Source organism: Klebsiella sp. S69 (assembly GCF_016516145.1).
Taxonomy (GTDB): Bacteria; Pseudomonadota; Gammaproteobacteria; order Enterobacterales; family Enterobacteriaceae; genus Klebsiella; species Klebsiella oxytoca.
In genome coordinates this window covers 206,307-231,619 of the sequence record NZ_JACVUU010000002.1, presented here as the reverse complement: position 1 = coordinate 231,619, position 25,313 = coordinate 206,307, and the positions used below count along the sequence as shown (strand labels likewise).

31 protein-coding genes are annotated in these 25,313 nt (G+C 56.9%); all 31 read right to left on the bottom strand.

Annotation, left to right across the window (positions count from 1 at the left end; genetic code table 11):
- Nucleotides 1–260: 260 nt before the first annotated feature.
- The 31 genes from IAE27_RS03395 to IAE27_RS03245 all read right to left on the bottom strand — a co-directional run bounded on the left by IAE27_RS03395 (nucleotide 261) and on the right by IAE27_RS03245 (nucleotide 25,228).
- Nucleotides 261–638 carry an acetyltransferase gene (locus IAE27_RS03395; RefSeq protein ID WP_117108914.1) on the bottom strand — a complete coding sequence of 126 codons (378 nt, stop codon included), beginning with the start codon at nucleotides 636–638 and terminating at the stop codon, nucleotides 261–263.
- Nucleotides 635–3,475, bottom strand: a complete 2,841-nt coding sequence (locus IAE27_RS03390) for a conjugative transfer ATPase (protein ID WP_200091869.1) — start codon at nucleotides 3,473–3,475, stop codon at nucleotides 635–637. Before IAE27_RS03390 ends, IAE27_RS03395 begins: the two co-directional genes overlap by 4 nt.
- A complete protein-coding gene (locus tag IAE27_RS03385) occupies nucleotides 3,475–3,885 on the bottom strand; it encodes a TIGR03751 family conjugal transfer lipoprotein (protein ID WP_006785978.1) in 411 nt (136 codons plus the stop codon). Before IAE27_RS03385 ends, IAE27_RS03390 begins: the two co-directional genes overlap by 1 nt.
- Nucleotides 3,885–4,253 (bottom strand): hypothetical protein, encoded by a 369-nt coding sequence (locus IAE27_RS03380; RefSeq protein ID WP_200091866.1) that lies wholly within the window; start codon nucleotides 4,251–4,253, stop codon nucleotides 3,885–3,887. Before IAE27_RS03380 ends, IAE27_RS03385 begins: the two co-directional genes overlap by 1 nt.
- A gap of 10 nt (nucleotides 4,254–4,263) precedes the next feature.
- Nucleotides 4,264–5,763: a TIGR03752 family integrating conjugative element protein gene (locus IAE27_RS03375; RefSeq protein WP_200091863.1), complete on the bottom strand. Its 1,500-nt coding sequence runs from the start codon at nucleotides 5,761–5,763 to the stop codon at nucleotides 4,264–4,266.
- Complete coding sequence (locus IAE27_RS03370) at nucleotides 5,753–6,703, bottom strand: TIGR03749 family integrating conjugative element protein (protein ID WP_200091965.1); 951 nt, start codon at nucleotides 6,701–6,703, stop codon at nucleotides 5,753–5,755. Before IAE27_RS03370 ends, IAE27_RS03375 begins: the two co-directional genes overlap by 11 nt.
- Nucleotides 6,703–7,362, bottom strand: coding sequence for a PFL_4703 family integrating conjugative element protein (locus IAE27_RS03365; protein ID WP_161616389.1), 660 nt, complete (start codon nucleotides 7,360–7,362; stop codon nucleotides 6,703–6,705). The genes IAE27_RS03370 and IAE27_RS03365 overlap by 1 nt, the downstream gene beginning before the upstream one ends.
- A complete protein-coding gene (locus IAE27_RS03360; RefSeq protein ID WP_200091859.1) occupies nucleotides 7,359–7,715 on the bottom strand; it encodes a TIGR03750 family conjugal transfer protein in 357 nt (118 codons plus the stop codon). The genes IAE27_RS03365 and IAE27_RS03360 overlap by 4 nt, the downstream gene beginning before the upstream one ends.
- A 12-nt stretch (nucleotides 7,716–7,727) precedes the next feature.
- On the bottom strand, nucleotides 7,728–8,114 hold the full coding sequence (locus tag IAE27_RS03355; protein ID WP_161616387.1) for a TIGR03745 family integrating conjugative element membrane protein: 387 nt from the start codon (nucleotides 8,112–8,114) through the stop codon (nucleotides 7,728–7,730).
- 35 nt (nucleotides 8,115–8,149) lie between these two features.
- Nucleotides 8,150–8,392 (bottom strand): TIGR03758 family integrating conjugative element protein, encoded by a 243-nt coding sequence (locus IAE27_RS03350; RefSeq protein WP_003029734.1) that lies wholly within the window; start codon nucleotides 8,390–8,392, stop codon nucleotides 8,150–8,152.
- Nucleotides 8,392–8,739 (bottom strand): RAQPRD family integrative conjugative element protein, encoded by a 348-nt coding sequence (locus IAE27_RS03345; protein ID WP_200091857.1) that lies wholly within the window; start codon nucleotides 8,737–8,739, stop codon nucleotides 8,392–8,394. Before IAE27_RS03345 ends, IAE27_RS03350 begins: the two co-directional genes overlap by 1 nt.
- A 149-nt stretch (nucleotides 8,740–8,888) precedes the next feature.
- The gene (locus tag IAE27_RS03340; protein ID WP_200091854.1) at nucleotides 8,889–9,164 is read right to left on the bottom strand and encodes a hypothetical protein; all 276 of its coding nucleotides are present in this window, start codon (nucleotides 9,162–9,164) and stop codon (nucleotides 8,889–8,891) included.
- A 7-nt stretch (nucleotides 9,165–9,171) separates the two neighbouring features.
- Complete coding sequence (locus IAE27_RS03335) at nucleotides 9,172–10,164, bottom strand: caspase family protein (RefSeq protein WP_200091850.1); 993 nt, start codon at nucleotides 10,162–10,164, stop codon at nucleotides 9,172–9,174.
- 8 nt (nucleotides 10,165–10,172) lie between these two features.
- Entirely contained in the window at nucleotides 10,173–10,544 is a 372-nt protein-coding gene (locus IAE27_RS03330) for a TIR domain-containing protein (protein WP_200091847.1), read from the bottom strand.
- Between the two features lie 232 nt (nucleotides 10,545–10,776).
- A complete protein-coding gene (locus tag IAE27_RS03325; protein ID WP_200091962.1) occupies nucleotides 10,777–11,535 on the bottom strand; it encodes a TIGR03747 family integrating conjugative element membrane protein in 759 nt (252 codons plus the stop codon).
- Complete coding sequence (traD, locus tag IAE27_RS03320; RefSeq protein ID WP_200091844.1) at nucleotides 11,528–13,627, bottom strand: type IV conjugative transfer system coupling protein TraD; 2,100 nt, start codon at nucleotides 13,625–13,627, stop codon at nucleotides 11,528–11,530. Before traD ends, IAE27_RS03325 begins: the two co-directional genes overlap by 8 nt.
- Entirely contained in the window at nucleotides 13,620–14,108 is a 489-nt protein-coding gene (locus tag IAE27_RS03315) for a hypothetical protein (protein WP_200091841.1), read from the bottom strand. The genes traD and IAE27_RS03315 overlap by 8 nt, the downstream gene beginning before the upstream one ends.
- Nucleotides 14,109–14,118: 10 nt before the next feature.
- Entirely contained in the window at nucleotides 14,119–14,691 is a 573-nt protein-coding gene (locus IAE27_RS03310; protein WP_200091838.1) for a restriction endonuclease, read from the bottom strand.
- Nucleotides 14,691–15,224, bottom strand: a complete 534-nt coding sequence (locus IAE27_RS03305) for an integrating conjugative element protein (RefSeq protein WP_200091835.1) — start codon at nucleotides 15,222–15,224, stop codon at nucleotides 14,691–14,693. Before IAE27_RS03305 ends, IAE27_RS03310 begins: the two co-directional genes overlap by 1 nt.
- 5 nt (nucleotides 15,225–15,229) lie before the next feature.
- Entirely contained in the window at nucleotides 15,230–15,865 is a 636-nt protein-coding gene (locus IAE27_RS03300; RefSeq protein WP_200091832.1) for a lytic transglycosylase domain-containing protein, read from the bottom strand.
- Nucleotides 15,844–16,566 carry a TIGR03759 family integrating conjugative element protein gene (locus tag IAE27_RS03295; RefSeq protein WP_200091960.1) on the bottom strand — a complete coding sequence of 241 codons (723 nt, stop codon included), beginning with the start codon at nucleotides 16,564–16,566 and terminating at the stop codon, nucleotides 15,844–15,846. The genes IAE27_RS03300 and IAE27_RS03295 overlap by 22 nt, the downstream gene beginning before the upstream one ends.
- Before the next feature lie 11 nt (nucleotides 16,567–16,577).
- Nucleotides 16,578–17,084 carry a hypothetical protein gene (locus tag IAE27_RS29545; protein WP_320159726.1) on the bottom strand — a complete coding sequence of 169 codons (507 nt, stop codon included), beginning with the start codon at nucleotides 17,082–17,084 and terminating at the stop codon, nucleotides 16,578–16,580.
- 236 nt (nucleotides 17,085–17,320) lie between these two features.
- Entirely contained in the window at nucleotides 17,321–17,986 is a 666-nt protein-coding gene (locus IAE27_RS03285) for a PilL N-terminal domain-containing protein (RefSeq protein ID WP_200091826.1), read from the bottom strand.
- Between the two features lie 136 nt (nucleotides 17,987–18,122).
- Nucleotides 18,123–18,371 carry a DUF2442 domain-containing protein gene (locus IAE27_RS03280; RefSeq protein ID WP_029593099.1) on the bottom strand — a complete coding sequence of 83 codons (249 nt, stop codon included), beginning with the start codon at nucleotides 18,369–18,371 and terminating at the stop codon, nucleotides 18,123–18,125.
- The gene (locus IAE27_RS03275) at nucleotides 18,355–18,597 is read right to left on the bottom strand and encodes a DUF4160 domain-containing protein (protein ID WP_016807972.1); all 243 of its coding nucleotides are present in this window, start codon (nucleotides 18,595–18,597) and stop codon (nucleotides 18,355–18,357) included. The genes IAE27_RS03280 and IAE27_RS03275 overlap by 17 nt, the downstream gene beginning before the upstream one ends.
- 64 nt (nucleotides 18,598–18,661) lie before the next feature.
- A complete protein-coding gene (locus IAE27_RS03270; RefSeq protein WP_200091823.1) occupies nucleotides 18,662–19,198 on the bottom strand; it encodes a single-stranded DNA-binding protein in 537 nt (178 codons plus the stop codon).
- A 60-nt stretch (nucleotides 19,199–19,258) separates the two neighbouring features.
- Nucleotides 19,259–19,729 carry an STY4534 family ICE replication protein gene (locus IAE27_RS03265; protein ID WP_010615554.1) on the bottom strand — a complete coding sequence of 157 codons (471 nt, stop codon included), beginning with the start codon at nucleotides 19,727–19,729 and terminating at the stop codon, nucleotides 19,259–19,261.
- Nucleotides 19,730–20,363: 634 nt separating this feature from the next.
- Nucleotides 20,364–22,373, bottom strand: a complete 2,010-nt coding sequence (locus IAE27_RS03260; protein ID WP_200091821.1) for a DNA topoisomerase III — start codon at nucleotides 22,371–22,373, stop codon at nucleotides 20,364–20,366.
- Nucleotides 22,374–22,388: 15 nt separating this feature from the next.
- A complete protein-coding gene (locus tag IAE27_RS03255) occupies nucleotides 22,389–22,943 on the bottom strand; it encodes a hypothetical protein (protein WP_161616373.1) in 555 nt (184 codons plus the stop codon).
- Nucleotide 22,944: 1 nt separating this feature from the next.
- A complete protein-coding gene (locus tag IAE27_RS03250) occupies nucleotides 22,945–23,670 on the bottom strand; it encodes a PFL_4669 family integrating conjugative element protein (RefSeq protein ID WP_200091819.1) in 726 nt (241 codons plus the stop codon).
- A gap of 319 nt (nucleotides 23,671–23,989) precedes the next feature.
- Entirely contained in the window at nucleotides 23,990–25,228 is a 1,239-nt protein-coding gene (locus IAE27_RS03245; protein WP_200091958.1) for an STY4528 family pathogenicity island replication protein, read from the bottom strand.
- Nucleotides 25,229–25,313 lie beyond the last annotated feature (85 nt).

Here is a 25,313-nt window from a genome sequence, read left to right as displayed (position 1 = left end):
GTTGAATAAATCTACGTCATTACTCGAAAATGATCAAGCCACTGATAGGTGTTTTACCGAGCGACAAAGGGGGTTTGCTGGGCATATTCTGTAAGGGTAAGTTGTGACTTCGTACCCCCCCCTTTACAAAAAGCAGCTTTTTGCTCATTACGGCCTTACTAAAAAACTAACAGGGCATAAAAAAACCGGCCCTGGCAGCCGGTATGCAATATTGTTATTTTCTTTTTGTAATCATGCCCCTGGTGAAGGCAAGTCTGTCGTTACACGTCAAGCCCGTTAATCCACAGCAGCAGATACACCAGGTCAGCCGAATCCGGCACCGTGATATACCAGCGCGGATGCGCATACTCCTCTTCCTGCGGCCAGCTTGTCTGCCCCGTCACGGTGATAAGGATGTTCACCGCCTGCTTCAGCTTTCCTTCAAGATAGATGGCCACGCTGCTGCTGAGTCCCACCCTGTGCGGGTGACAGGTCATTTTAACCGGCCCGGTGAGGCGCTGCCTGAGCATCGCCCGCAGCCTCACCAGGTGCTGATGTGTCGCCGGGAGCACGCCGGGCTCTCCCTGAGGCGACAGGGTGAATAGCGCACCGCCACTGTGCTCATGAATGGCGGGTTCAGGGTACTTCAGAGTCATCATACCGTGGCAGGCTCCTGTTCTTTCTCCGTCAGACCGCGCAGACGGTCCAGATTCTGCGCGACGCGTTTTGCCGCCTCCAGTTCGCTGCAGTGAAATTCATTCATCAGCGCCCGGCGTTCAGCTTTCTCTTCTTTTTCCGTCATGCCCAGTGCCAGGAAGAGACTGGGCGGCACGGCACGAAACAGCGCTTCGATCCGTTTCGCCAGCACCACGCCTTCCGTATAACAGCCCGACAGTTTACTGGCGGAAAGAAGAACTGATTCCTGCTCCGGCGTCAGCGCGCGGAAACGGCTGATGTCTTTAACCTCTTCCGGGGGCATGGTCAGACAAATCCACCATTCCGCCATGTTCAGCATTTTTTCGGCAATATCAGGGTAATCTTTAAGGTTCTGGGTGGCCAGCCACAGCCAGGCACCGAGCTTACGCCACATCTTGACCACCTTGGTCATGTAGGGCGACAGCAGCGGATTGACCGTGACGATATGCGCCTCATCCACCGTGAAGACAATATCCCGGCCCAGGAACTGGTCACGCTCCGCGATGTTGTTAATCATGTTGGTCATCGAGACCATGGTCAGGGCCATCTGCGCCTCGTAGCCTTCACGCGCCAGATGCCCCAGGTCAACCAGCGTCACATCCGCTTCCGGCCACAGCGCCCCTTCGCGGTTAAACAGCTCCGCTTCAAAGCTGCCGGCCTGGGTAAACATGCCCAGGGATTCCGCCATTTCCGCCGCTTTCGCCTTGCGCTGGGCATTGCGGACATTGATGACGCCCTCATCGTTGTCAGAGGCAATGTCATACAGCGCCTTCTGCAGGTCAGACGGCAGCATCTGCCGCCCTTCTTTATACGTGGCATGCGCCGCCATCAGCAGCGCCTCACGTATCATCGCCCTGTCGGCGCGCTTAAGGTCAGCCTCTTCTTTCGGGTCGCCGCCGGTGATCATCATGCGCGCGGAGATTTCCATTTCACCGAGAATGTCACGCTTGTCATCCTCGCCCTCGTCGTCCGTATCGATATCCGGCAGGTCGCTCTCATCCACGGCCTGGGCGGCCAGGCCTTCTTCCACCAGTTTGTGAGCATCAGCAAACGGCGGCAGACTGACGCCGCTCCCGGGTTTAACGCTGATTTTGTTCACCGTCAGCCCGAGGCTGTCAAAGAAGTCGGCCAGCAGGCCGAACGAGTTCCCGGCCTCTGCAATAAACAGCCGCGGACGGTGGACGGCCATCAGCTGGGAGAGCGCGGCACACAGCGTGGCCGACTTCCCCGCCCCTGTCGGGCCGAACAGCAGCAGATGCGCGTTCTGGGTGCGGTCGAGCTTGTTGAGCGGATCGAATGTCAGGGTATCCCCGCCGCGGTTGAAAAAGCTGAAGCCGGGGTGCCCCGTGCCGGTTTCCCGCCCGGTCACCGGCAGAAGACCGGCCAGGTGCTGAACCCAGGTCAGACGGGTATACCAGTGTTTTTTGTCACTGTCAGGGTCAAAGCACATCGGCAGCGCCCGCAGCCAGCTGTTCAGCGGACCTTCTTCAAATTCCGGACGTACCGGCTGCAGACCGGCCCCGAGCAGCACGGTGGACAGCTCCAGCCGCTTGCGCTTCAGGCTGGTCATGTCATCGCCGCGCAGCAGGAAGGTGATCCCCGCCCGGTACAGCTTGTGCCGGTTGCCCAGGTACTCTTTGACCGTCTTCACATCCTGGCGGACACGACCCGATTCGGTATTTTCCCCGACCGCATTTTTCGACAGCCGGTTAAACTGCTCTTCAAGCCGGTCCTGGGGCTGGACCACCACGGTCATGCACACCATGGTCCCTTCCGGAAACATATCCATCAGGGCATTAATTTTCTTTTCACCCCGGCTTTTCTCCCCGGTCAGGGTGCCCGGCTCCGGCGGCGTACGCAGTTTTTCCACCGCCACCGCGCAGTGCGGTTTGTTGTCAAGCCACCACACGCCGTTTTCCGGGTCTGAGACCGGCGGCGTGAACCACAGGGTTTCGGCAAAGTCATTGCTGACCGGTACGGTGCCTTCAGGCGTATCGCGCGGGTCTGCGTAAGCGGCCTGACGATAGAGCGTGGTTTTTTCCACCCAGTCCGGTGAGGGATTGAACAGCCGCAGCAGCCAGCCATGCACCTGCAGGCCGTTCTGCCGGGTACAGCGGATCCCCGACCCGCCCAGTGCATTAACGACCCGGTCGCAGACCTGATTGAGCATCGCCACCGGCGGCATCGGATCCCGGCTTTTTCCCAGCCAGCGATAAATCACCATCCGGGTGCGGCGCTGCTGCCCGCGCCACGGCTGGCCGGTAATCAGCGAGTCAGTAAAAAGGCCCTCAGGCCGGGAGATACTGCGGATATGGCGCTCCATTTCACCCAGCCAGGCGTCAGTAAACGCCGTGCGCTGGGCATGCGGTTTGACATACCCGCGCAGCCTGTCGAGGTACGCGTCAGTGTCGTCCTCGTCCTGGCAGAAGAACTGCACGACCCAGGGATTCACGTCATGTTCATCAAAGCTGTCCTGAAGTGCATCCTCAACCGAGTCACGGATCTGCTCCAGACGCTCTTCAGTTCGCCCTTCGGTCGCTACCGGTGTCACATCATAGACCGCCCCCACCGACACGCCGTCATCAAGCAGGAGACACTGCTCTTCATCGAGAAATTCCGCCCAGGGCAGAAAGTCAATGATGGACGGATTGGCGTGATAGACCTTCGCCTCGTCCTGGCGCGTCATTTTTCCCGGGCGTTTCAGCGCCTGGCGGCCATCAACGCCTCCATGAACGGAAATGTCGTCGTCAACCGGCGTCTGCCGGTCGGTGGCTTTGTTACGTGTAAACAGTGAAAGCATTACAGGGCCTCCGTACGCTCGCCAGGCATGGCATACTGCGTCTGGCTGTAGAACGGGAACACGGTGCTGTAACCAGGCACCGGCGTGTTACCGTCGGCCAGATGGGGATACAGGTACATCACCATGTCAGGGTTAGGCAGCCGGGGAAACTGCTGGGTGATTTCGCTTTCCTGAGTCCGGCTGTAGCTGCGGTCGGCCTGCGCGTCCGCCTGCGTTTCGCTGCCCGTCAGCGGGCGTCGCAGCGTGTCGCGGGCCGCCGCAGACTGACGGGAAGTACTGCCTCCCCCGTCCGCACCGTTCCACAGTTCAAGCATGGTGTTATCGCCCGCCGGCAGCATTTCCTCTTTGGAGGTTGAGCAGCCGCTGAGCATCACACAGCTCAGGGCCAGAATGAAAACCGTTCTGTACATTACCGGTATCTCCTTTGTGAGGCGGCCGGATCGTAACCGCCGCAGATGAAAACGAACGCACTGACATTCAGCAGATGACCCAGCTCCCGTAATGTCATACGCGGGCAGTAAAGCCGCCGCGGGATTTTCGGGCTGCGCCACGAAACGGCACAGTCCCGGGCACTGAGCGGCAGAGAGAACCTGCCGATATCCAGTAAAAGCAGGCCATCGCGCCAGCGCAGTAAAGGTGCACCTGCTGGCAACAGCGCAACGGGTCGCAGCAACAGAACCGCAGAAGACGCAGGGATCACATCAATATGCCAGCCTGCCCCGTCGCTGAACGTCCAGCACACGGATGAAAGAGGGAAAAACGTTATCTGTCCCGCCATGGCCGTGTACTCAGTCCAGTCCGCCGTTGTCGCTGACGCCACCCGGCAGGGTGAAGTCGTAGCGCACCTTACGGCCCTTATCTTCATAATCAATGGCCAGCTGACGGGTGATATGCACGGCGAGACGGGCACCCGGCGGTACATAGATGGCATCAAACGTCATCCCGTAGCGTTGTTTGATCCAGTCCGTGGTTTCAGACATGCCGCCGGAAATGGCTTTGCCCAGAGCCGCCTGTCCGGCGTCGCCGGTCATGGTGGCAGAAATGCCATTCACGTTATTCTGCGTTGTGTACTGCCCCTGGCTCATCGCTTCACCGGCTGCACCGGCAGCCGACAGGCCAAAGATGGTGGGCAGGTAGGTGGAGGCATTGGACTTACGTTCGCCGCCAATGCACGGGATGCCGTTTTCATCCGAAATCCAGCCGATACCGCCACCGGTGCCGGTATCCTGTTTAGCCTGAGCGTTATTATTCTGCCCGCCGGCGTTGTTACTGGTGTCTGGTCTGGGAAGGGTGCGCACCGTACCGTCGGAGAAGACAAACGTGACGCTGGTCACCTGGCCGCGCACGCAGGACAGCGTCCAGTCGCCGCTGGCCGTCCCGGAAACAATCGCCCCTTCAACGTCCGGCAGCTCGATACCGTTTGCCGTCAGGTTATCCTTACCGATAAGCACCTTGAACGGGTAAGGATCGGTCACGGTCCCGTTGATGGGCACACGGCCAAGCAGTGCCGTCATGGCCCGGCTGCCGACCAGCGTGGAGTTTTCCGGCAGCGTGTACACCGGCTCAGCGCTCTCTTCCGCGCCTTTTTCATTCGTACGTCCCTTCACTTTCTCCTCATAGGCCGCTTTCTGGCGGGTCAGCTCATTGTCCCCCAGAAACGAGGTCGGGAACTGAGGGGACGCTTTGCCGCTGGCCGCATCCCGCGGATCCGTCTCTTTCTGGTCCGTCGGCGCGACCCACATCATGCCGTCTGCGCCCTGAGACGCCGCCCCGCCAGTGTTGCTGCCCATGCCGTCCAGGCCCAGCCCCAGCGGGATATCGCTGTCTGCCGTCTTTTTCTCAGCATCGGGGTGTTGCAGCTTGTCGGTCAGACTCTGGATCTTCGCCGTCAGACTGAGCTGCTCATCCTGCAGTTGTGCCTGGCGTTTGTCGTACTGCTCACGCAGGCCGTTAACGGCCTCATTCACCTGACCTGACACGTCCTGGTTGCGCTTACGCAGGCGCTCGTTCTCCTTCACTAACTCAGCATTCTGTTTATCCAGCGTTTTCTGACGGTCACGCACATCGTTCAGCCGCCCGATGAGCGTGCGCAGCGTGTCCTCCGGCGTGTCGCCTTCCACGCCCAGCGCCTTCAGTTCATCCGGCGAGAGGTTTTTCAGGGAGCCGCTTTGTTTTGCCTGAGGTTGTTCTGCCGGTTCGTTTTTACAGCTTTTAAGCCCCACGGCCAGCCCGGCAATCACCACGGCCGGCACGATAAACTTCACCAGGGCATTAGATTTAATCTGCATGGCGGGCCTCCTGTTTTACCGTGCGGGCCGCTTTACGCAGCGCAGACGGCTCAGCGATAAATGCGCTCTCCGGACGACCGGCGGTCACCACATACACCGTGGTGGTGTCTTCCGGCGTGCCGGCCGGGCCGACCCAGCGGTGCTGGAAGGTGGCGGACACAAACTGTCCCTGCAGCGCACGCGGATCCAGAACAACTTTACGGCTGCCGGTATTCGTGAGCCTGAGTGCCACTACGCTGCGGTTTGCCACGCCCCAGCCAGCCAGCGGCGTGACCGTTAATGGTTCAGAGGGATACAGCGTGCTGACACGTCGGGGCAGATGAGGATTGACCGGATGAATCCCCGGGACCGCCTCGACCGTACGGGCCGGCGCATAAAGGCTCTGGGCGGCATAGCGGGTCAGCAGCACCGGTATGGGGGCGCTGTAACGGATTTTTTTACGTTTTGCCTGCGTGCCATCATCGCTGCCGGTGGGAGCCGGTGAGCCTGATCCGGAAGCAGCCCGGTCTGCACCACCTGGCTGACCGGCCGCATCGCCGGCGTGACTCAGCGTGCTGACATCACCGCTGTAGACCAGCCGGACCGGTTCGGTCGGCCCTTTTTCACCGGCGGCAATATCAAACAGCAGAACCTCGCCGCTTTCCACATCCTGCAGCTGCACCCGCGTCTGCGGGAAGGCGCTGTCGGCTTTCAGGTAGACGGCCCCGCCGGTGCTCTGCACCCGGAGTTTACCGTTAAGCGCCGGCGGAAAACCGACGCGGACGTTTTTGTCCACAAAGACCACCCGCTCCTGCCCCACCTTCAGGGGGATCTGCAGCGGAATACGCTCCCATTTCATCAGCTCATCTGCGCCGGCAGGACGTGATAACAGTGTCGCCAGAGGCAGCAGGGCGAAGGACAGCGCCATCAGCCCGGCGCGGTAGTGGTTTTTTTTACTCATCACTGAAACACTCCTGACTTCTCCGGTTTGGGTGCAGGCGGTGCCGCCTCCAGACGCTGGGGCACACCGGCATAACAGTCCAGCGCCAGACCGAACGGGTTACGCTCCGCATCGCCTTCCCAGCGCACCACTTTCAGCGGGTAACGCACCAGGGCGCGTTTGACCGGCTCGGCATGGAAATATTCATCGGCCACCACGTCCAGGCGGGCAATCCAGTGATCGCGATCCTGTACGGTCACGCTCTGTGACTGGTAACCGCGGCCGGGCACCTCATACACCACGCGCACGCGGTCGGTGAGCTCCCCGGCGTCACCGCGTTTCTTTGCATCCGCTTTCAGGAAATCCTGACAGGACGGCGTCAGATACGGCGACAGCGCATTGATTTTGGCGGCATAATCCACCTCGCCATTTTTCGGCCAGGCATTGAGCTGCTGAAAAATGTAAAACGCAAAGGAGTAGACCGTCGGGGGCGGCACTTCCCACCAGGGACGCGTGCTGCCGGTACGTAAATCCGGCGGGTTATGTACGGTCAGCTTGCTGGGTGCCAGCATCCAGCCGGCACAGGTGAATAAAAGAAAAAAGGCGAGCACGGCGCAGGCAATGCGCAGCGTCTGAATATGCTGGTCGCGGTCTTTTACCGCATGGCGAAAACGGCTCATGAGGATCTCCTGTTTCGTTTCACTGACCAGCCCCGGGCATCCACAATCAGTTTCGGATTGCCCATCCCCAGCCGGCGTTTTTTAGTCTCCAGTCGCTGCCAGAGCCAGTTCTCGGGCTTACCGCGCTTGAGCCTGGCCATCCAGCGGCCACCGAACCAGACGAGCAGCAGCGGCATGACCAGCAGGCCGGTGGGAACAACAACCCAGCCGGCAAGCGGGATAAATGGCAGTGACAGGAGCAGACCCGCACCCGCGCCGGCAAGGGCAGCCAGCCCCATCTCATGGGTGGTGAATCCGCGAAACACCACGGGTTCACTGTTGAGACGGTCAGGTAAAAAACGAATGGTCTGCATCGTCGTGAACTCCTACAGAATGATTTCTGCGGACTTGCCCAGCAGCCAGATAACGGCAACCAGCAGCACCACACCCACCACGATGATGGAGCCAAATTTGGTCCAGGTTGCCCGCTCATTGCGGACTTCCGTGAAGGTATGGACGGCAGCAATCGCGACGTTGATGAAGGCGATGGCTGCCACAACCAGACCACCAATGACCACACCGTCCTGCAGGTAGCCCTTGATCTGACCCATCAGGCCGGTTCCGCCACTGGACTGAGGCGCTTCAACGCTTGGCAAATCCGCAAAAGCCGGCCTGCAGGTGATCCAGCCCAGAATGGCAAGCGTACCGGCCCGGTTCATCGTGCGGCTGGCGAGGCGGCGCAGACGGGCAACAACAGACTCAGATTGATGCATGGAATTAATCTCCTGACGTAACGTTAATAATCGGGTTAACTGGCAAACATCCAGATACACACAAGCAACAGCAGCACGGTGCGGACAGCAAAACGCCCCAGCGCAGCGTCCCGCACTTTTGTGTTACTCCAGCCGGTCCAGACATCCGACAGCGCCCACGCGGCCCACAGAAAAAGAAACGCCAGCAGTGCCCCGATGCAGAGCAGATGAAGAATGTTCACATCAAGACTGCCGGAGCCGGCTTTAAACGCGTTCGTTTGTTCGGATGTCATGGGCATCAGGGCCGCTCCCGCCGGTAATTACCGGCCACAAAAGACGGGTCACGCGGTTGCGCGCGGGAGGGCTCCAGATAGCGGTCAATGCCGCTGCGGATGGTGTTGAGATCGGATGTGGCCTGACGGTAATCAAAGAAAAAGCGGCCACGGTCAGCCGGGTCGGCCTGTGCAGCCGCCACGCGGGCCCGCTCAAGCGACGCCTGCACCTGGTCCAGCTGACGCTGAACAGACGCAAGCTCGTCTTTCTCGGATGCCTGTGCAGCAGCTGACGCCAGACAGGTCAGCAGTACCAGGCCCGTGATGCCCGGGACACGACGGTTGCGCCGCATGGCCGGACGATTTGAGTTCATACGCACCTCCAGAAGGATTAAGGGGTGCGGACAGGATGCGGAAGGAGAGAGGCCGGGTCAGCGATAAACCCTAAATGCATTTTTAAAATTTATTTAGCGAGGTATGGTCAATTTGAGAAAACTGAATTGCACTGCATCACTAGTACAAGTCATAACTTTCCTACCATTGCTTCAATGGCTATAAGCGCTTTTTCAACTTGTTCTTTATCACTAAATTGCTCTTCTGGGCTAAGAGAAGCATAAGGAGTTTCAATTTGTTTCTTCCAACGTGACACAAGATTAGATGGAATCGTTAAGGAGCCATCTGGGTTAGGAATACATTTGCTATGCAAATATTCTTGCCAATGAGCCCAGCGCTGATGCTCTATGTCAGCGAGTTTTTCGATGAGTTCATCTCTAAGACTGTCTGGTATTTTATTTGGCATATTTACCCTATATCAAACCATCTTTTACAAGCCGCCAGTAATGTTGCCCTAATACCGTAAGTTGGCATGATTTACACTGCATTGCGGCGTGCCACATGTGGGGGGCCCCAATAGGACGAACAAGATTTACTTTCACGTAACGCTGTAGGATAGCAAATACAGATGTATTGAGCGGATTAGGTTCTGGCAAAGAGTTATCATGAAGTTGCTCATTGCTACGTTCAGGTTCAAAAGATGGATCTAAATTGAAGTTGTAGTCGGCAGTAGGAAAGTGTGCTGTCAAAGCTTGGAGATCTTCAAGTGCGATCGGTGGCTCAGCCTTTCTAAGCGAAACAAAAGTTTTAACATTTGTTTTAAATACTGGACGCTGAGCCCAAGGTCCAAGCGATTGATCGATATGGGCATAAACACCACCAGGAGTAACATGACCGATTAAATTTGCTGCTGCTCCTCCCAATGCATCTACAAAAAGATTTGTAAATACTCCAGCGCCTCCTCCCGGAACTTCCATTGCATATTGCTCAGCTGTAGATGCTGTTAAAATAGTCATCCCATCTTTAATCAAAGCTGACTCACCAATATTCGGAGGATTTCCAGCCACACCGCTATGACAGCTATCGAGTATTATAATTTTATTTTTTGCGCTGGAAGCACTGGCAATTGTGATGAGTTCATTGAGAGAAAACCCATCATCTCCGTCTCTGCAATCTCCGGCGCAAAGGAAACCACCTGTATCTTCAATGTAACCATGCCCAGCGAAATAAAATAATGCTATAGATGAATCACCTTGAAATAATTCGCGAGCTGCATCTTTAAGCCTTTGCTTCGTCACAACATCATGAGTTCCAGTACCCGTAATCAGACGAGGAGTAACAAAATTTACCGTACCGTCAGCATGTCTCTCTAACATATTTTTGACATTATGAGCATCGTTAACGCAGCCGCTAAGACAATTTATATGTTGATAATAGTCGATTCCAACAATCAAAGCTTTACGCATACACAGCCTCACAAAGCATCGATAAAATTACTGATATTCGAATCACTCCAAGTATAAGTGGTGATACCATTTACACTCGTTCTGTCATCTGTATAAGCGTAAATACCACGGATAGGTTTTTTTTCCTCTTTAGCACATTCAATTTCCCATTTTTGCCCAGAAGACTCTAAAGAATTTTTACTCACTAAAACTATAACGCCATGGGAGCGTTTTATGCGTGCGCGTACGCGCTCTTTCCAATCTTCGTCGTAGGGTTCCTTAACTGACATGTCAATAAATTCATAAGGGGCACGGGGACTAAGAGATTGTCCCTTAAGAAAATCTCTTTGACGTTCATCTTCAATTGCAAATGCTATAAACACTACTTTTTTATCAGCCATAAATGTTTCCTAATAGGGGATGAAATGAGGTTCTACCGTTACGATTGTTACTCCTCATTACATATACTTCCATGTGAGTGGACACAAATTGTTCTGATATGTGATTAAAGTCGCATTCAATGCACAATGTATAATTTCTTTAAACTGACGCGCCAGTAACGGTCGTTTCATGGCTTGTCTGCTGACGGCAGGCGCGCAAAACAAGTTTTGCACGCCTCCGTCCAGCCCTGATTTAAAGATACTTCTTGAATGAAGCAGTGGTCACGGTCACGGCGATCCCCAACAGGACAGCCGCCGGCAACAACAGCAGATTGGGGTAAACTGCAGTGGGCCAGGAAAGGTACAGCATGGCGGGCACCACTGCTGCCGGTTTGACCAGCTTTTTGGCATGGTGATAGACAAAGGAGCTCTCGTACCCCGCCCCGTAACGCCGCAGATCACGCCGCCCCAGCCCCTCAACCAGCGCCACCACCACGACCAGCACAAACAGCGGCACGGACAGCACCAGGATGGTGACGCGGACCAGGGTGATAATGCTGATCCAGACCGTGGCCAGCAGGTATTCACGCAGGTAGCCGGCCAGCCAGCCGCTCCAGCTGTTGATTTCCCGGGTGACGGCATTGTCACTGTGCATCTGGTACGCATACTGCTGCCGGACCCAGTCAAGGAAGCCACTGTCCACAAAGGCCCATTGATAAGCAGTGGTCACCCAGCGCACAACCGTTACCGATGGCTCAGACAGCAACAGGCTGCGGGTGAACTCTGTGGACAGCCAGCCCAGTTCAGTGTTCATGACTGCTTCACTGTGCGCCGCCCCGGCTTCCGGCCAGAAGAACGCGATGCCGATATATTCAATCAGCAGGCTCAGCAGCAGCGAGGACAGCACCACACCCACCAGGGCCCATGGCCAGCCCCAGAGCAGATTATACAGAATGCCGTGTTTGCGCTCCGGCAGCGTCTGCTGCTGCGGGGGACGTTTTACCTCAGCCATTCTCCCCTCCTGTGACCGGCACATTCAGGGCCGGACCATCCCGCCACCAGGACTCGCCGCTGTGATAGCTGCGCCGCATCTCCTCCGCGATTTTCTCGATGCTGTCCGGCATCAGCACATCATCAGCATCCCCGGCAGGCAGCGGCATGCGGATTTTCCACAGTTGCCCGCCCTCCAGCAGGGCAAACGCCTGCCCTTTCGGCAGCGTTACAATGTCGGCCGGCTCCAGCAGGGGGACTTTTACCGTCCCGACGCGGTCCTGGGTGCTTGAGGTGAAGTCCTGGTCAGCGTTGACATCTGCCGTGTCCTGGTGCCCGGAGACCAGCGTTTTGGTGTAAATTTCCACCTGCGGCAGCTGCGTGGTCAGCAGCTCGGCGGTGCGGTTTTCCCTGACACGCAGCATAATAAGGTTGTTGAAGTTACCCTGTACCTGGGCCGTCTTGGCCGCATTCCCGATGCGTGCCTCAATATCAGAAGAGGTCTGGGTATAGGCCGTCACCTGCATGCCGGCACCGCCACCCTTGTTGATGAGAGGGATAAACTCATCCCCCATCAGCTCGTTAAACTCATCGCAGTGCAGGTTAATCAGGGACTTCCCTTCGTTCCCGCCCGGCAGGCCCGCATTAATACCGTGTTTGTAGATATGGCCGGCCACGCTCACCAGATCGGCGAACATGGAGTTACCGACCGCGCTCGCCACCATACTGTCGCTGAGCGCATCGAGCCCCACATACACCACGGCCTTTTTACGGATGATCTGCTCCCAGTCAAATATGGGCCGTGAGTCATCCATATCGAGATAATCAGGGGCCAGCAGTTCAGCGGTCTTGCCGGTGGTCAGTTTTTCCAGCAGCGGCAGCAGGGAGGCTACGATTTTGTCAAAGTAAGTGCGGTCATAACGCACCGCTGAACGCAGCCCGTCGAGAATGGGATCATAGAGCTTCTTGCCTTCTTCTGAACTCAGGGCAACCTCGATGGCCCAGATGCGTAAGGCATCCGGCTGTCCCTGCATATTACGGGGCACGTCATCCTCGCCCAGCACCTGCTGATTATTCTCAATCTGTGTCTGCAGGGAGGGCAGCTGCGCCTGGATGATTTTTTCCGCATAGCGGATATAGAGATCTGCGATATTGTTCACGTAGCGCATAATCAGCGTGTAATCAGGGCGCTCCCCCAGGGCGACCAGCGCACGGGCGATGATGTTGACGAACCGCCAGGCAAATTCACGGAATGCCGCGCTGTTCCCCTCACCCGACAGCTGACCGGCCACACGTGAAGCCACCTCTGACACGCGACCAAAACGCCCGACGGCATTATAACGGGCTGAAATTTCAGGCCAGCCGAGATGAAAGATATACAGCTCGTCCCCGCGCCCGGCCCGGTGGGCCTCTGCCCAGACGCGTTTCATCAGGTCTGCGTCGCCTTTCGGATCAAACACGATGGTGACTTCCCCCCGCCGGATATCCTGTGTGACCAGCAGCTCTGCCAGCCGGGTCTTACCGACGCGCGTGGTGCCATAAACCACCGTATGGCCAACCCTCTCCCCCAGGGCCAGGGTGACGTCTTTTTCATCGGGCTCGATGCCGTGCAGCGCCGGATTCCCGCCCACCGGCGGCAACGGCCGCACCGGGTTCAGCGGCGTATCAGCACTCAGCAGCTTACCCAGCCAGGGCATACGGTGCTCTGTGAGCATTTCAAGCTGACGCGCGCCCTGATAAAAGCGGTTCGGCTGCAGGTAACGGGCGACTTCCGGGCGCAGCGTATCCTGCAGGCGCTGGGTATGTTTCTGGGTCCAGCGGAACCCCCGCCCGAGAAACAGGCGACGATGGCTGACGGGGATCTGTTTAGTGCTCATAACATAGCGCGGCAGGCGGCGGAGATTCCGGCGGTAGCGAATAATCTTCATCCCCTGATGCGTGCGGGTGACGGCCAGAGCCGCAAACCCGGCAGCGGTGACATAGCTGACAGACGGAGCCAGGGCTACAGCCCAGGGTGCCTGCACACAGACATACGCCGCCATGCCCGATACCACGGCGGTATTCAGCTCAACGGCCGGGCGCAGCAGGGCTTCAATGACGTAACGGTTACTCATCGTCTGCCTCCTTTATAATTTTACCGTCGGCCATGCGGGTATACGTCCCCTTTGGGTAGCCGGCTTCCCTGCGGGGCTGAAAGTGGTAACGCAGGGCATCCGCCAGTAAGCGCCAGAGCACATACAGAACATTCGACAGAAAGAAAAAAATGATCCATACGGCCCGCAATGACAGCAGGTAATTGTTCGCCGCAGTTTCTGTGGAGACGGCAGTGACGGTACAGGCAGCCTGCTTTGCCTCAGGCGGAGCCGCTTTGTCAGGCACCGGGCACTCCTCCCACATGTAGTGTCCGGGCGGCGCGGTGCGCCATGCCGTTGCCTCCTTCTGCAGCTGGTCGTTCAGGTCACTGACCGGATGGCCCAGAACAAGCCAGGCAAGCAGGAGGACACCGCCGAAAGCGGCAGGCAGGAACACGGCATGACGGAATAAACAGAACAGAAGCCACAACACGTAACGCAGGCTGTTCAGGATGATGTGCATAAGAGAGTCCTCAGAGATACTGCCGGACGTCCTGCCCGGCGAGAATGGCCAGCAGGCGTTGCCCGCTGATGATGCGCAGGCGGGGTGACGCCGTGCGAAGGGTGCGGCTCATTTTCCCGGTGCGGCCCGTGTGGACAAACATCCCACGGCGGCCGCACTGCAGGAGAAGCCGGTCAAAGTCCTCAACATGTGCGGGGGACACAGCACGGCTGTACCGTTTGGCCTGGATAAGCCAGTGCTCACCGTCGATGATGACCTGACCATCAAGGCCGCCGTCACCGCTGTAAGAGGCATTGCGCACCACAGTCAGCCCCTGGCGTTCAAAGGCAGACAGCAACAGCTCTTCAAACACATACGGGCTGATTTTGCGCAGATAGGTCAGACGCTGCCCGTCTCCCGGCAGGCTGTTAAGCTTATTCAGTACCCGGTCCGCTGTTGCCCGGTATCGACGGTGACGACGGGTGCTGGCGTTCTCACGACGGCGCAGGTTGAGAAAGGCCATCACCATCAGGAACAGGATGGCCAGTATGACCGCCTTGAAAGGGTGCGCCATCAGCAGACCGTTGAGATGTGGCGCGATCATTACGGCTTAACCTGCTGCGTCAGGCCGGTGTCGGTGATGAGTACCGGATAATGCGCAATCTGCAGGCGACGGGCCAGCTCGCTGCCGGAAGCCGGGGCCAGGCTGACACCGGGTGCCAGCTCGCGCAGCTCGCGCACGGTATCCATGTCCGTGACGTTGACTATCATCCCGGCCGCATGCTGTTCAGCCAGTGCGCCGGCATTGGCCTTCAGCCAGTCACGGGACAGGGCATCATCCCCGATCAGAAATAACGCCCCAATGCCGGGTAACTGCAGTGGCCGGTCTGCTGTATTCCCCGGGCTCAGTTCAGGCGTGGTAACGGGTAACATACCCGCCATCCCGTCAGCCAGCGGGACGCCATGGCCCGGCTGGCGTGAAAGCGGCGAATCACTGACGCCGGGCATGCCGGGCTGTTTATTAACGGCCTCAAAATACGGCGCAGCATCTTCACCGCCCAGATCAGCAATCACGTTCAGTTCAGCATGGCCGGTCAGCGGAAGGAGGATAAACAGCAATAAGGACAGCGTTTTCATCAGGGTTATCTCCCGGGTTCAGTCCAGACGAAGCCTGGATCGGGGGTGAGCGCAGCAACCGAACGGGGTGCTTCAGCTGCTGGCGCAGAAATGCGGGGTGCAGGGCTGATTTTTGCCAGATGCCCTCTCACAATGGCGCGGTAACGCGCAGCAGGCTGACCTCCTGCGGGATGGTGGTAGCAGCCGGCGGCATCCAGCCAGCTGCCGGGCTTACGCACCCAGCACTCACGCAGAATGGCGGCGGCGGCGTTCAGGTTGGTGTAAGGGTCAAACGCATCCCACGTCGAGGCAAAATGATGACCGTTCCAGCCCAGATTGACCTGGGCAATACCGACATCAATGCGCTTCAGCGGGTGACGCTTCATAAAGACCTGCAGCGCCTGCCAGGCCTGCAGGCGCGTCTCATAGCGATACCCCTTCCCTGCCACATTGATGGTCCAGGGCCATGGCCGCACGCCGCGGGGAAGTTTGCGCGAAGACTCGCTAAGTGATACCGAGTAAAGTGCTTCAGGGGGCACGCCGTGCGCCATGGCCACGCGGACGTAACCCTCCGGCACCGTCTGGTCAGCATGGCCGTCAGGGACGGCGGCCATCAGTACGCCCAGCGCCAGCGCGCCGGTCAGAATGCTGCGATTGCCCATTTACCGTCTCCCGCCTGCTGCAGTAATACCGGCATCAGGCCGTTACCAAAGCGCATCCACCGGCCGCCGTCGTGGTTCAGCGTGACCTGACGCTTGCGGACCTTTTCCACGGGAATGTGATGGTCCCGCGCCCAGCTGCGCAGCGCATCATCACTGCCCTGGCTGTCAACCAGATAGATGTCGACCGGCCGGTTGTCAGCCAGCACGGCAGACAGTTTTGCGTCGCAGGTGGCGCAGTCTTTTGACCTGACGAACAGCGCCAGCCGGCCGCCGCTGTCGTGCGCAACGCCCGAGGCGTTCCCCATATTGACCGGCAGTGCGCCCGGATACAGACGCTGCCAGGCCGCGTTCACCTCACGCTGGAAATCCAGCTCCTTCTGGGTGCGGGCAAATTCTTCCTTCACCCACTTTTCCGCAAACTTACGGCGCTCTGCCGGTGTCTGCGCCTCAATACCCAGGGTGGAAAGCGGATCGAGGCCCGGCGACTGGATACCGCGGGGGCCCTTCATCAGCTGCTGATACCGCTGATAATCGTCGGCACTCAGTCCCCACTGACCGGCCTGCTGCTGCAGGTTTTGTTGTGCGGAGTCCGCCCGTTGTGTTGATTCCTGCCGGCTGACATCCGTCTGCCCTGATGAGGTCGCGGCCTGGGTCAGGGAACTCAGCGACATGGCGGCTAAAAAGGCATGTTTCAGTTTCATCATTCGCTCCGTTATTCTGCTCTGAGCACGGTCAGGCGGCCGTTAACCCGAAACGTCGCCTCACCATAACCGGCACTGACCAGCGTCCATCCGGCCACGGTTTCGCCCTCTCCGACCAGGGCCACCTGCGACAGGCTGCTGTAGCCCCGGGGCGCGATGGCAGCCCAGGACTCTGCCCCCCGCTTCTCCACGCCCGTCAGCACAAAAGGCGCGCTGCGGGCCACGCGGCGGGACGGAGCAGCACGACGTGTGTCAGCGGGACGGGGCTTTTTTGCAGCAGGCTCAGTTTTTTTGACCGGTGCGGCGGGTGCGGGTGCCGGCTGTGATTTCAGCGCTGTCAGCTGCTCAGTGAGCGCACTCAGGCGGGCTTCCAGCCCCTGCTGGGCGTCCTGAAGGGTTCGCAATGACTGACGCACCGCTTCGTCGCTGGCGGCCTGTTTCGCTGCTGCGCTGAGCTCCTGCTGCATCTCACCAAGTTTTTTCCGGGTATCCTGCAGACCGGTTTTGAGCGTGGCCACATCTGACTGCAGGGCCGCGACTGTCTCAACAGTGGCCGCAGTACTGCCCTGAGATTCAAGGCGTGTAAGGCGCTCATCAAGGTTCGATATGCCCAGACTGAAGGCGGTGTAGCCCAGCGCCACAATGCCGGCCAGTCCCACACCTGCAGCAGCGCCCCAGATGAGGCGGCGGCGGGGACGCCAGCTGAATCTTTTACGGGCCGGCGCGGGGTCCGTATGGAAGGGTTGCTGTTCGCTCATTTTCTCAGAAACCCTCCGCTGACAGGTTTAATCGGTACGGACTGAGGTGCGCTGATGGCCGGTTGTGACACGGCTGACGGCGCAGGCACGTACCCGCTGCTGACCGGCGGCGGAAGCTGGGAGGCCGGCAGCTGGTAGCCGTCGCGCAGGCTGTGGCAGACCACCCGCTGCACATCGTCCACTTCCAGCTGCCAGGCCGGACCGGCCATAACCTGCAGGGCAGTACGCAGGCGCATCGGACCCAGCTGGTACTGGACTGCCGGTAATGCCTGGCGGTAAAGCACGCCGTTGGCGGAGCCGGTCGCGCACAGGGAATAACCGGACTGGCGCAGGGCGTAACGCAGCGCATCCGCCACGGTAGGATGCAGGGATGAGGGGATGCGAATATCAATAATCTGCGAGAGAGGGTCGCGCTGGGCCGCCTGCGGATCGGTACTGACCAGCAGATAACGATCGTAGCGTACCACTTCCGGCGTCCGCGCATACTCGTCGGGAGAGACCGGCTGAACGTTGCGGGTGACGGTAGTGCCGGGTGTCGGGTCGGCAGGCGCACGCTGTTGCAGCTTTTGCGGCTGGGAAACACAGCCCGCAAGAAACAACAGGGGAAGAACCGTGGCAAGCCTGCCTGGTGAAAATACGTTGTGAGAGGTGTTACGTTTCATCCGGAATTTTCCTGTACAGTGATAAAACAGCCCTCACTGTGCGGAATCGGTCCGGTTTCACTCAATTAACAACTGATTTTCCGTTGATGAAAAAAAACGCCGGCAAAAGCCAGCGTTTTTCACTATTAGCGCGCTGTCAGGCTACTTTATGGGGACGATGGGTCACATCGCCACGGCCTTCAAGCAAACCCGCAACAGAAATGTCTTCGTCCAGCGCGTCCCAGTGGATACCACGGGGACTCAGTTCATAGCTGTTAAGCTGTTCAGTTGAAGCATGCAACAGGCGTGGAAACCATGCCAGCGGCACACCGATGGTACGGGCGTCGTTGAGTTCAACCCACATCGTGGCCTCATCGAAGCTGACCCGTTTAGCTGAAATAGTCATTCCAGGCCTCCAGAAACAATGCTTGGTTATCTTCAACGATCCCCGTCAGTTCTTTTAATACCCGTGAATTAAACCCGTCGTTACTGGCCAGTGCCACTGAGGGCGTTAACCAGAATTTGGCTTCACTACCTGCTTTCATTACGTGAATGTGTGCAGGTTCGAGCGGGTTACCTTCATTAGAATAAAAAAAGAACCGGAAACCGTTGATCCTCAGTATAACAGGCATGTCAGTTATCCTTAAATGCTGACCGGATTATGTGTAAGTTCAGAGCAACTGCCATAAAGGCTGTTCAGAGTGCATGGATTGCTGATTTTGGTACTCCATACCCGAATCCAATAAACGGTATATCGTCATCGAAGTCCATCGGTGGCGCACCGGCACTGCTGCCGGAAGCCTGGCCACTGTGAGTCGGTCTTGGAGGTTGCTGAGGCTGCCCCCAGTCATTCCGGGAAGACGTATTCTGACCGCTGCCGGACTGACGGCCGCCAAGCATCTGCATGGTGCCACCAATGTTAACCACCACCTCTGTGGTGTATTTATCCTGGCCGGCCTGATCGGTCCATTTGCGAGTGCGCAGTTGACCCTCGATGTAAACCTGGGAGCCTTTGCGCAGATATTCACCCGCAATTTCTGCAAGCTTGCCGAAAATAACCACCCGGTGCCATTCGGTCACTTCTTTCTGTTCGCCGGACTGCTTATCGCGCCAGCTCTCAGACGTGGCCAGAGAAAGGGTGGCAACTGCACTGCCGTTGGGAATATAACGAACTTCAGGATCCTGGCCGAGGTTTCCGACAAGAATAACCTTGTTAACGCCGCGTGAGGACATAATCATTTCTCCTGTAAGGAATAAAGAAACACCCCGCGAACGGGGTGTGTCAGGTGCGCATCAGAATGAGTTTTCTGCGTAGTCGCGTTGTGCGGCAGAGCCATTCTGTGGCGGCACGGAGTCAGATTTTTCAGTCTTGTAAACCATTTCCTGGCCTATTTTGATCCAGTCCACCTTTATCAGGCGGGCTTTCAGACTGACGCGCTGTTCGCCGGCGTGGTCGCCTTTGTTCAGCGTAAATATGTCCGTGGACGGGTTACTCAGGTTAAAGCCCAACAGGACTTTCTTGTCTTCATCGACGGCTTTCTGGCAGCGGGCGATAAGGCTGGTAGCCTCTTTACCTGCGACAGAAATGTCAAAACGGACGTAGGCCGGATTATCAGTCGGACCACTCAGTGCATTGATTACGCAGCTGAGGAACGAGCCATTCTGATGGTTAACCTGGCGGATGTTACTGAGATACCCAATGCCTTTGATAGTCAGGTTGAAGTACTCAGATTTTGCAGATGCAGAAGTGTTGTTTGCAGACATGATGTTTTCTCCATGGAGGTAAAAATAGGTACGACGGAGAAACCATCTGCCCTGACGGGAGTGGTTTCCCGTCGGGGGTCAGGATCGGCAAATCCTGATAGTCTGGTATGTTGAAGGAACCTTCATCGCCGCGTCGTAATGCGCTTGTACAGGCGATATCTGCTTTCAAAGGTGCGCAGATGTACCAAAGTTTGCTCCCTTTCAGGTTACAGGAGCTTTCGTTGTAGCCACCCGAAGGCGATTCTCACAGGCTACTGAATCATTGGTGGTCGTATGAACGACGGTTTAGCACTTTTATAATTAAACCGTCCTCCCGGAATGTCAACGGTCAAAATGGAAAACGTGATCCATAAAAATAAAAGGGCACCGTTTCCGGTGCCCTGGGGTCAGTGCCTTAACCTGCGGTCGTCTCATCTGTCTCCGGGGAATAATCCCGACGCGGTTTTCACGGAGTGCATGCGTCTTACAGGTCAGTTAGTGTGCAATAACTTCCTGTCAGGCCTGCTGCGGGTAAATCCCGTTAAAGTTTACCTTACAGCACCGTGGCCAGCGGGACACCTATGCATCAAAGCCTGGCAACAATAGCAGAACCCGACCCGAGGTTGTACAGTGAAATAGTTCAATACTGCGCGGATTATTCTGTTTTAGCCTTAACCGATGTTTTTTTACGCTTCGCTGCTTTCTTCTTACCTGTACTGATAATTCCCTCACAGTCCGGATAGCGTATGCACCCCCAGAAATCACCATTTTTACCTTTACGTTTACGTGTGGGGCCTTTGCATAACGGGCAGGGAGGCGTGACGGGAGCAGTAATTTTCACACTGTCCTGGCGGCCTTTTTCGACAAGGTGACGGGTCCACTGCAACTGCTTTTGCATAAAAACCGCAAGCGACATTTTTCCCTGAGAAATATCATCCAGCGCCTGCTCCCATAATGCCGTCATGCCCGGGCTCGTCAGCGTTTCCGGCAGCGCCGCAATCAGCTCCCGGGCCATCTGCGTTGAGTGGATATGCTTCCCTTTTTTCTCCAGATAGTGGCGTTTGAAGAGGGTTTCAAGCACGCCTGCACGCGTCGCCTCTGTGCCCAGACCGGCGTTATCACGCAGCACTTTCTTGAGCTTCGGGTCACTGACGAAACTGGCCGCGTTCTTCATGGCAGCTATCAGCGTCCCCTCCGTGAACGGTTTCGGTGGACTGGTTTTCATATCCTTAACCTCAGCCCCGGTAACAGCGCAGATATCCCCTTTTGCCAGCGCCGGCAGCGCCATACTGTCACCATCAGCGTCTTCTTCATCGTCATCTTTTTCAGCCTGGAACAATGACTTCCAGCCTGTCACCACACCAACCTTCCCGCGTGTGCGGAAAAGCTGGCCACCGATATTGAAAGAGGTCTCCGTCACGTCAGATTCCTGCAGCGGAAGGAACTGGGCGAAATAATGCTGGCGAATCAGCTGGTAAACCTTCATCTCATCGGCGCTGAGGCGCGACAAATCAAATGCCTGTCGGGTGGGAATGATGGCATGGTGCGCGGTGATTTTTTTGTCATTCCAGACACGCGAGACAAACTGCCTGTCCAACTGATTCAGTACCGGGGCCACAGCGGGATCGGATTTTGCCACTGCTGCCAGCACGTCGGGTATTTCCTGCTGCATAGAGGTTGGCAGAAAACCGCAGTCTGTCCGGGGATAGGTGGTCGCTTTGTGGGTTTCGTAAAGTGACTGGGCAATAGCGAGCACATCATTTGCGCCCATGCCGAATTTTCGGGAACAGACCTGCTGAAGAGTGCCCAGGTCAAAACAGAGCGGCGCTGCCGTTTTCTCCCGCTTCTGTGTTACCTCAAGAACCGCGGCCCTGCCCTGCTGCTGACACAGCTGTCCCACCGCCCGGGCGGCCTGGGGATTGATGCAACGCTTTTCCTCGTCACAGTACTGCTCAACGGGCACCCAGCCCGCCCGGAACCGGACGCCCTCTTTTTCAATAAGCGCATGAACCTGCCACCAGGGTTTGGGCACGAAGGACGTGATTTCATTATCCCGGTTTACCACCATGGCAAGCGTCGGGGTCTGTACCCGCCCGACGGACAGCACTTCTGACACCCCTGAGTCACGGGCTTTGAGGGTATAGAGGCGGGTCAGGTTCATGCCGATGAGCCAGTCAGCCTGGCTCCGGCCCTTGCCGGCATCATACAGCAGGGCTGTTTTTTCTCCCGGAAGAATACTGCACAGTGCTTCCTTCACACTGGTCTCATCCAGGGCTGATAACCAGAGCCGGCGTACCGCGCCACTGTAGCGGCAGTATTCCAGCAGCTCACGCGCGATCACCTCGCCCTCGCGGTCGGCGTCGGTTGCGATGACCACCTCAGACGCCTTTTTGAGCAGCTTACTGATAACGGCGAACTGCGATTTTGTCTGCTCCTTGACGACCATTTTCCAGGCCTCAGGCAGCACAGGCAGTACATCGGCACGCCATGGCCTGCCATACTGCTCGCCATAGGCTTCAGGGCTGGCAGTTTCGAGCAGATGACCAATCGCCCAGGTCACCACGGTATCACCCCCGCTGATAAAGCCCTGCTCCCGCTTGCTGATGCCCAGCACGCGGGCGATATCCTTTGCCTGGGAGGGTTTTTCACACAGAAAGAGTTGCATATAGTGCCTCCCGCATCAGCGCTTTTCGCCCGCAGCCACAGCGCGGACATCATTCATCAGCTTCGTGACGCCGGACCCGGCCAGACGCTGGGATGACGATGAGCGATAGACAACATAGAGCCTGCTGCCGGACCCGTTTTTCTCGATTTCGATATCCAGGTGATCACGTCCGTTCCAGTCAGACCCCATTTTGTAGTAGCTGCCCGGCATGGCATCCCAGACGGGATGCGCATCATCCTCAGCCGCTGCTTTCCAGTCCCCGTCATTAGAGGACTGCCGCAGTGTCTCAAGCTCCTGCGTGGAGATAAATTTATAATGTCGTTTCAGGCGGGCCGCCGCAGTATCCACATCGACCGGCACGGAGAACGTTTTGTCGACGGACTGCATGGCCTGTTGCCCCGCCGGACTCATCAGTTGCATGCCGCCACTTTCACCACTACTGCTGCCACCCAGAGTCCTGGTCAGGTTTGCGGCTGTGTCACTGACCTGTTTATTAATCGCAGCCCAGTCTGTTGTTGCGCATCCACTCAGTAGAAAGAATGAAGAGAAGAGGAATACAGAGCGAATCATATTATTCCTCCTCTGCTGTGGTGTTTTTAAGCGGAGGTGAGAACGAAGAACGTTTTTTACCGCTTAACACATCAGGATCAGGTTCGCCATTTCGCTCAATCGCAACAAGCCCTTGCGTGGTTTTTTCTGCAATATCACGGCGAGTCACTGCAAGTGTTCTGTAAGGCTGAATCACGCCATAGACCTGACGGACAGCATGGCCACCATTGTCCAGGATAGCGTCACGTTGCGAACGCGAAATCAGTCCATAATGAAAGGCCTGGAAAGCTTTCATTGCTAACTGATCATATCCAACCAGAAGCCATACGCACCGGTATCCTAAGGGTGAACGGCTGAAAACACTGACATTTAACGGATGGGCCGATTCAACTTCCGAGAGCGTTACCCCTTTGGGTACGGCTGACAATATGGCATCGAGGGAACTGACATTTTCATCAATTTTACGTGTTGCTCGTTGCAGGGCTTCTTCGAGCCGTACCAGAACCATATCGGCATAGGGATTATCTGCAGCCGAGTCTCTTGAAGCATTACCAGCTCGCGCAATGGCTTGCGGCATGCTGATTATTTCAGGTCTCTTTTTTTTCACCCCTGCCTCGTCCGGAGCATCACGTTTCCTGCCCTCCCAGAGCCGGATTGCATAATGTGTATGGAGCAAAATATTAACAGAGGACTGTAGTGCCCCCGCTCGTGAAGCGGTTGTTCCGCCCTTTGTTTTACCATCAGACATGTCTGGCACCTCTCTTTAATGGGTAATGAGTTTTGACACGCTTGAGATAGTCCGGGCCAGAAGGGTATATGAACAACCTAAAACCAGATCGTCACCGTTACAAATTTGCAGAGCCTTCTGTTGTCTTATGGCAATCGCTGTATCTCCCGAATTTAAGTCAGGCGCAACAGTGTTTATTTTTCAACCAGTGTTGCCACTGGCAACAGCGCTCATTTTTCAACCAGTGTTGCCACTGGCAACAGCGCTCACTTTTTAAACAGTACTTTTGATTGCTAAAGCGAACGACATCGTTATCAACTGCTTCAAAAAACCTTCAACATTATGAATTTATTATTTTTTTCCGGATTTTTTTGACCAGATCCCTGATACTTTCCTCTGACACCTGTCGGGCAGAGGTGCGTGGTTCTGGCTTCCACAGCTGCTGTTCAGGACGCCGGGCGGATTTCTCCCCAGCACGCTCACGCAGATCATCAGCCTGACGAGGCGCATACAACCTGCCCTCACGGGCCTTTTTCATCACGGCCAGCAACCAGCCAACCGGATTACTGAGCCGCTGGCGTGCCATCACTTTCTGCAGGCTGAGCAGCACAAGTTCCGCCTGCTCCTCAGGCAGTCCCTGCAGCTGAGCGGTCAACATGGCAATGTCTTCTGCCGGGATCAGTTCCTTCAGACTGTCAGGCAGCACAGATTTGCCCGGTACGTACGTATTTTTATTCACACTGTGTGTGATACTACGTACGTAATGGTTCGGTTTCCGAACCCGGTCATAACCGCCTGATTTTACTGGGAGTACGGATTCCGAACTCAGTAAGTTTCCATACGATTCAGTACTGAGTTCGGTTTCCGAACCCGGTTTTTTGGCGGCATTTTTTTGCCGGCCCTGACTGAGTCCGGATTCCGAACCCGGTGCAGGGTGGGGTATTCGGGCGTGACGTTTTGCCATCTGGCTGGCCGTCTGTGGATGGCCCAGACGCGATTCAATCAGGGTAAGATGGCTACGGTAATGGCGCATGGTGGGGTCGTTTTTTATATCGTCAAGAACGTCACGGGCGGTCTGGCTGACGGTGCGGTTTTTACTCAGGCAGGCGTCTGCCACTGTGTCAAGAAAACGGGGATCGAGCGCTTCCGCATCACTGAATGTCAGCGGCTCATCATGCTGGGCGTAAATATTACCCCGCACCCGCCCTTTATCATCCCGCACGCGTTTGCAGAGACTGAGCCAGCCGGTTATTCGCAGCATCAGCAGGACGCGGCTGACCGTCTCCCTTGAAGCCTTTCCTTTTCCGGGCGACGCAAGCTGAAGCTGGAGTTCATCATAGCTCGGGAAAACCGCCCCTTCATTATTCTGTGCATACAGGCGGATCATCATCCAGCCCATTTTGTCCAGCGGGGACAGGCGCGTGTCGAGCAACAGCCGGCGGGGAATGGCATCATGCACATTGCCGGTAAACAGCAGGCCGTTACGTATCCGCCCCTCATCCCGCCGGGGATTGGCCGCAAGACGGGCATTCATCTTGTCCAGCGTGTAAGCTATCAGGCTTTCTGCAGGCAGAGTCATTATTCTTCCTTTTCTGGCCACCCTCGCGGCCGTTCTGTTCTGTCAGTATGCTTAGTACTGCACCCGCGGACGGGTGCAGGGTAAA